We start from the raw sequence: 6,147 nt of genomic DNA, 5'->3' as shown, positions 1-6,147 counted from the left end.
GTGTAAACCTTCCCAGGTGGAGGTGCAGCGGCCTAGGCTGGACCTTGTCGTCGAATACGGCGGCGTCAGCCGACCCGGGGAGGCGCTATGACCGGCCGAATCGTGCATTTCGAGATTCCCTACGACGACGGCGACCGTGCACGGTCGTTCTACCGCGACGCCTTCGGGTGGAGCCTCGCGGAGATTCCCGACATGGACTACACGATGGCGATCACCGGTCCGGTCACCGAGAGCGGCGTGTCCGCCGAGCCCGGATTCATCAACGGCGGCATGACGAAGCGCGGGGAGATCACCTCACCCGTGGTCACCGTCGACGTCGAGAACATCGACGCGGCGCTGGAGAAGATCGAGTCGCTGGGCGGAAAGACTGTCACCGCACGGACACCCATTGGCGACATGGGCTTCGCCGCCTACTTCTCCGACTCGGAGGGCAACCTCATCGGACTGTGGGAAACCGCCCACTGATCCGTCGCGTTGACCCGTCGCGCCGCCCGCGACCGCGCCCAATGTCACATTCGTCCAATCTGACTGAACCAGTGTGATATTGGGCGGCCCGGAGGGATGGGCGACGCGGTAGGGGTCAGCGCCCCGCGGCTTCTTTCTGCAGTTCGAGCGCGATGTCGATGAGCTGGTCTTCCTGGCCGCCGACGAGTTTGCGCTTGCCGGCGCGGACGAGGAGTTCGGCGGAGGAGACACCGTAACGTTCAGCCTGGCGTTCGGCGTGCTTGAGGAAGCTGGAGTAGACGCCGGCGTATCCCATCATCAGGGCCTGACGGTCCAGGAGGCATTCGGCGGGCATGACCGGACGCACCACATCTTCGGCGGCATCGGCGATGGCGAAGAAGTCGATGCCGGTCTTGACGCCGATCTTGTCGCACACGCCGACGAACGCCTCGACAGGTGCGTTACCCGCACCGGCACCGAAGCGTCGAGTGCTGCCGTCGATCTGCTTGGCGCCCGCCCGGACTGCGGCGATGGAGTTCGCCACCCCGAGTCCGAGGTTCTCGTGACCATGGAAGCCTACCTGTGCGTCCGAGCCGAGTTCCTGCACGAGTGCTTCGACACGGTCCGAGACCTGTTCGAGGACGAGCGCACCGGCCGAGTCCACCACGTACACGCACTGGCAACCGGCGTCGGCCATGATCCGAGCCTGCTTCGCAAGCTTCTCCGGCGGGATGGAGTGGGCCATCATCAGGAACCCGACCGTTTCGAGGCCGCGTTCCCGGGCGAGCCCGAAATGCTGGATCGAGACGTCGGCCTCGGTGCAATGGGTGGCGATCCGGCAGATCGAGGCGCCGTTGTCCTGCGCGATGATGATGTCGTCCTTGATTCCCAGGCCCGGCAACATCAGGAATGCGATCTTCGCGTTCTTCGCGGTGTCGACGGCAATCTTGATCAGCTCCTGCTCGGGCACCTTCGAGAAGCCGTAGTTGAACGACGAGCCCCCGAGGCCGTCGCCGTGGGTGACCTCGATGACCGGGACACCGGCGTTGTCGAGCGCACCGACGATGGCGCGCACCTCCTCGCCGGTGAACTGGTGCCGCTTGTGATGCGAGCCGTCGCGCAGGGACGTGTCGGTGACCCGGATGTCCCAGCTGGAGTCGAAATGTATGGACGAATCGGAGTGGGTCATGTCTGTCACGCCTCCACGCTCAGGAGCTTCTGGGCGATTTCTTCGCCCACCTTGGTTGCCGCCGCGGTCATGATGTCGAGGTTGCCCGCGTACGGCGGCAGGAAATCGCCTGCACCCTCGACTTCCACGAACGTCGTGACGGTGGCCTGCCCACCGGATACCACGCTGGGCTCGTCGAACTGCGGTTCGTTGAGCAGGCGGTAGCCGGGCACGTACTGCTGGATGTCCGCGACCACTCGGTGAATGGAATCGGTGATGGCAGCCCGGTCGGCGTCTTCGGGGATGGCGCAGAAGATGGTGTCACGCATGATCATCGGCGGATCGGCAGGATTGAGGATGATGATCGCCTTGCCGCGCTGCGCGCCGCCGATGGTCTCGATACCGCGACTGGTGGTCTTGGTGAACTCGTCGATGTTGGCGCGCGTGCCCGGCCCGGCCGACACGGATGCCACCGACGCCACGATCTCGGCGTACGGCACGTCCACCACCCGGGATACGGCGTACACGATCGGGATGGTGGCCTGCCCGCCACAGGTGATCATGTTGACGTTCGGCGCATCGAGATGCTCGCGCAGGTTCGCCGGCGGAACCACGGCCGGGCCGACGGCGGCAGGCGTGAGGTCGATGGCGCGGATACCTGCGGCCTCGTAGCGGGGTGCGGCCTCGCGGTGCACATACGCGGAGGTGGCCTCGAACACGAGATCGGGCTTCTCGGCCTGCGCAAGCAGCCAGTCGACGCCCTCGGCCGACGTCTCGAGGCCCATCTTGCGGGCGCGAGCCAAACCCTCGCTCTCGGGGTCGATCCCGATCATCCATCGCGGTTCGAGCCATTCGGATCGCTGCAGCTTGTAGAGCAGGTCGGTACTGATGTTGCCGGAACCGACGATCGCCACGCTTGCCTTGGTCATTGAAGAAACTCCTACTTGAACTGCAGGGATACGGAGCCGAGCCCGCTGAACTCGGCGTGGAAGTGGTCGCCGGGGTGCGCGTCGATGGCGCGGGTGCATGACCCGGGCAGGACGATGTCGCCGGCTTTCAGCCGCACACCGAAGCTCTCCACCTTCTGTGCGAGCCAGGCGACGGCGGTGACCGGGTTGCCGAGCACGGCGTCGCTGCGCCCCTCGGCGATGGTCCGACCGTTGCAGGTCAGCACGGCGTCGATGGATTTGATGTCGATGTCGGACGGACGCACCCGGTTCTCCCCCAGGACGAATCCCGCGGAGGACGCGTTGTCGGCGATGGTGTCGGGCAGCTTGATGTGCCAGTTCTCGATGCGACTGTCGATCAGTTCGATGGACGGCGCGTAGTACGCGGTGGCGTCGACGACATCCTGCTCGGTACATCCAGCGCCCGGCAGGTCTCTACCCAGAACGAAGGCGACCTCGACCTCGACGCGCGGGTAGCAGAAGCGGGCGGTGTCGACGGGTTGGTCCTCGAACACTTCCATGTCTGCGAGGAGATGACCGTAATCCGGCTCGTCGACACCCATCATCTGCTGCATCGCGAGCGAGGACAGGCCCACCTTGTGCCCGACGACCTCGGCTCCGTCCTGCACCCGGCTGCGGATGTTGATCAGCTGGATCTCGTAGGCGTCGACCACGTCGATGTCGGGGTGTGCGTCGGTCAGGGGGGCGATCGGAGCGCGACCGCGCTCGGCGGCGTCGAGTAGGCGGGCCAACTCGGTGCGTTGTTGCGTCGAGAGCATGGTTCTGGGCCTTCCCTGAGGTTCGAGTGCGTGCGCACGCCCACCGTTTCTACTGCAACGTGTTTCTTTGTGCTTTGTTGCGGTCAGTAATACTTCCTGGCTGGAAAGGATGGACTGATCGCCCCATCATTCTATAACGTGTTCTACATGAGCAAGCACGAATACGACATCGTGGTCGTCGGCAGCGGTGCCGGTGGTATGACCGCGGCCCTGACCGCGGCCCACAGGGGACTCAGCGTCGTCATCCTCGAGAAGGCCTCCCACTTCGGCGGTTCCACCGCACGCTCCGGCGGAGGTGTGTGGATCCCGGGCAACGAAGCGCTCGTGGCGGCGGGGGTCGACGACACCATCGAGGCGGCGCGCACCTACCTGCACAGCATCATCGGCGACGTCGTGCCGAGGGATCGCATCGACACCTATATCGATCGCGGTCCCGAAATGCTGTCGTTCGTGCTGAAGAACAGCCAGCTGAAATTGCAGTGGGTGCCCGACTACTCCGACTACTACCCTGAGGCGCCCGGTGGACGGCTCGGTGGCCGATCGGTGGAACCGACGCCGTTCGACGGCAGGAAACTCGGCGACGACCTCGCCGACCTGGAGCCCGATTACGTGAAGGCACCGCCCAATTTCGTCATCACCCAGGCCGATTACCGCTGGCTCAACCTCTTGATGCGTAACCCGCGCGGACCGCTCCGCGCGGCCCGCGTCGGTCTGCGCTTCCTCGGCGCCAAGATCACTCGCAAGAAGTTACTCGTCCGCGGTCAGGCGCTGGTCGCAGGATTGCAGACCGGGCTGAAGGCGGCCGGTGTTCCGATTCTGCTCGACACTCCCCTCACGAGTCTGTACGTGGAGGATGGGGTGGTGCGAGGCGTGAACACCACCGTCGACGGCAAGCCGCAGGTGTTCCGGGCACGACGTGGCGTCGTGATCGCATCGGGCGGTTTCGAGCACAACGACGAGGCGCGCAAGAAGTATCAGCGGGCACCGATCGGCACCGAATGGACCGTGGGCGCGAAGGCCAATACCGGCGATGGCATCTGGGCCGGTGAGAAGCTGGGCGCAGCCCTGGATCTCATGGAAGACGCCTGGTGGGGCCCCTCCATCCCACTCACCGGTGGCCCGTGGTTCGCACTGTCGGAGCGCTCCCTGCCCGGCTGCATCATGGTGAACGAGGCCGGTAAACGGTTCGTCAACGAGTCGGCCCCGTACGTCGAGGCCACGCATGCGATGTACGGCGGCAAGTACGGACAGGGCGAAGGCCCCGGCGAGAACATTCCGTGCTGGCTGATTCTCGATCAGCGTTACCGCGATCGGTATGCGTTCGCCGGAATCACCCCGCGCTCCCCCTTCCCGAACCGCTGGCTGAAGGCCGGTGTGGTCGTCAAGGCTGGGACTATCGCCGAATTGGCCGACAAGATAGGCATTCCGGTGGATTCCCTGACCGAGACGGTGTCGCGTTTCAACACCTTCGCGCGCAACGGCAAGGACGAGGACTTCGGACGCGGCGAGAGCGGTTACGACCACTACTACGGCGATCCACGGAACAAGCCGAACCCCAGCCTCGGCGCACTCGAGAAGGCACCGTTCTTCGCGATCAAGATGGTGCCGGGCGATCTGGGCACCAAGGGTGGATTGCGCACCGACAAGAATGCTCGGGTGCTGCGGGAAGACGGCACCACCATCGAAAACCTTTACGCGGTGGGCAATGCCAGCGGTCCGGTCATGGGCCACACCTATGCCGGACCCGGCGCGACCATCGGACCCGCGATGACCTTCGGCTACCTGGCCGTGCTGGACATCCTCGGAAAGTCGAACGACGCCGAAACACTCACTTCCGAGACCACACTCACCGGAGACGCCACCAATGCCCCTTGACCCCGCGGCAGCCATCGGAGCCGAACTGCGCCCGCAGGAGTTCTCCTGGACCGCCTCCGACGTGCAGCATTACAACTTGGCGCTCGGCGCCGGCTCGCGCCCGCTCGACGAGAAGGAACTCCGCTACCTCGCCGACGGCACGCCGCAGGTCCTTCCGACCTTCGCGACCGTGGCCGCGAGCTTCCACGACACCGAGCCACCCAGTGTGTCGTTCCCGGGCATCGAGATCGATCTCGCGAAGGTGGTGCACGGCAGCCAGGAAGTGACCGTGCACCGGCCCATCCCCTCGGAGGGGAAGGCCCGCACCACCACCCGGATCGCCGAGGTGTGGGACAAGGGCAAGGCCGCCGTCGTCGTCCAGGAGTCCACCACCACCGACCTCGACGGCACCCCTCTGTGGACGGCACGGTCCTCCATCTTCGCCCGCGGTGAAGGCGGTTTCGGCGGCGAGCGCGGGCCGTCCGAGTCGATCGAACTACCCGACCGCGAACCCGACGCCGAGGTCGACACCCCCGTCCTGCCGCAGCAGGCGCTGATGTACCGGATGTGCGGGGATCGGAACCCGCTCCATTCCGATCCGAAGTTTGCGGCCGCCGCAGGCTTTCCCGCACCGATTCTCCACGGCCTGTGCACGTACGGGATGGTCTGCAAGGCAGCGGTCGACACCCTGCTCGACTCCGACACCTCACGCGTCGCCGGGTTCCGCGCCCGGTTCGCCGGCGTGGTGTTTCCGGGCGAAACGCTGCACACCCGCATCTGGAAGGAAGAGGGCAGGCTGCTGATGTCTGTCACGGTTCCGGAACGCGAGAACGCCCCCGCATTGGCCGATGTCGTGCTGACCCTGGCCTGACCCGCCGCTCGATCCGAACGTCCACTTCTCCCACAATCCTGGAGTACATACATGCCGGTACACGCCGGGCGTTCTCGCCTGTCC

At 65.4% G+C, this 6,147-nt stretch carries 6 protein-coding genes; 3 read left to right on the top strand and 3 right to left on the bottom strand.

The window, feature by feature from the left end; genetic code table 11:
- The first annotated feature begins 87 nt into the window (after positions 1-87).
- Entirely contained in the window at positions 88-465 is a 378-nt protein-coding gene (locus WAW17_RS07560) for a VOC family protein (protein ID WP_422332373.1), read from the top strand.
- A 115-nt stretch (positions 466-580) separates the two neighbouring features.
- On the opposite strand, the gene dmpG is transcribed toward WAW17_RS07560, so the two are convergent.
- From dmpG to WAW17_RS07545, 3 genes are read right to left on the bottom strand one after another with little or no spacing between them, the layout of a single operon-like run.
- Entirely contained in the window at positions 581-1,633 is a 1,053-nt protein-coding gene (gene dmpG / locus WAW17_RS07555; RefSeq protein ID WP_422332372.1) for a 4-hydroxy-2-oxovalerate aldolase, read from the bottom strand.
- A 5-nt stretch (positions 1,634-1,638) separates the two neighbouring features.
- Complete coding sequence (locus tag WAW17_RS07550) at positions 1,639-2,541, bottom strand: acetaldehyde dehydrogenase (acetylating) (RefSeq protein WP_422332371.1); 903 nt, start codon at positions 2,539-2,541, stop codon at positions 1,639-1,641.
- Positions 2,542-2,552: 11 nt separating this feature from the next.
- On the bottom strand, positions 2,553-3,338 hold the full coding sequence (locus WAW17_RS07545; RefSeq protein WP_422332370.1) for a 2-keto-4-pentenoate hydratase: 786 nt from the start codon (positions 3,336-3,338) through the stop codon (positions 2,553-2,555).
- A 147-nt stretch (positions 3,339-3,485) separates the two neighbouring features.
- On the opposite strand from WAW17_RS07545, the gene kstD reads away from it, so the two are divergent.
- The gene (kstD, locus tag WAW17_RS07540) at positions 3,486-5,213 is read left to right on the top strand and encodes a 3-oxosteroid 1-dehydrogenase (RefSeq protein ID WP_422332369.1); all 1,728 of its coding nucleotides are present in this window, start codon (positions 3,486-3,488) and stop codon (positions 5,211-5,213) included.
- A complete protein-coding gene (locus WAW17_RS07535; RefSeq protein WP_422332368.1) occupies positions 5,203-6,063 on the top strand; it encodes a MaoC/PaaZ C-terminal domain-containing protein in 861 nt (286 codons plus the stop codon). The genes kstD and WAW17_RS07535 overlap by 11 nt, the downstream gene beginning before the upstream one ends.
- Positions 6,064-6,147 lie beyond the last annotated feature (84 nt).

This window comes from Rhodococcus sp. (in: high G+C Gram-positive bacteria) (genome assembly GCF_049286785.1).
In the GTDB taxonomy this organism is placed as follows: domain Bacteria; phylum Actinomycetota; class Actinomycetes; order Mycobacteriales; family Mycobacteriaceae; genus Rhodococcus_F.
Note: the sequence above shows the minus strand (reverse complement) of the source record. Positions and strands in the feature narration are given on the sequence as shown.

Bases quoted from the DNA above. Each gene is read 5' to 3' on its own strand.
- WAW17_RS07560 (WP_422332373.1), top strand. From the start codon at position 88: ATGACCGGCCGAATCGTGCATTTCGAGATTCCCTACGACGACGGCGAC.
- dmpG (WP_422332372.1), bottom strand. From the start codon at position 1,633: ATGACCCACTCCGATTCGTCCATACATTTCGACTCCAGCTGGGACATC.
- WAW17_RS07550 (WP_422332371.1), bottom strand. From the start codon at position 2,541: ATGACCAAGGCAAGCGTGGCGATCGTCGGTTCCGGCAACATCAGTACC.
- WAW17_RS07545 (WP_422332370.1), bottom strand. From the start codon at position 3,338: ATGCTCTCGACGCAACAACGCACCGAGTTGGCCCGCCTACTCGACGCC.
- kstD (WP_422332369.1), top strand. From the start codon at position 3,486: ATGAGCAAGCACGAATACGACATCGTGGTCGTCGGCAGCGGTGCCGGT.
- WAW17_RS07535 (WP_422332368.1), top strand. From the start codon at position 5,203: ATGCCCCTTGACCCCGCGGCAGCCATCGGAGCCGAACTGCGCCCGCAG.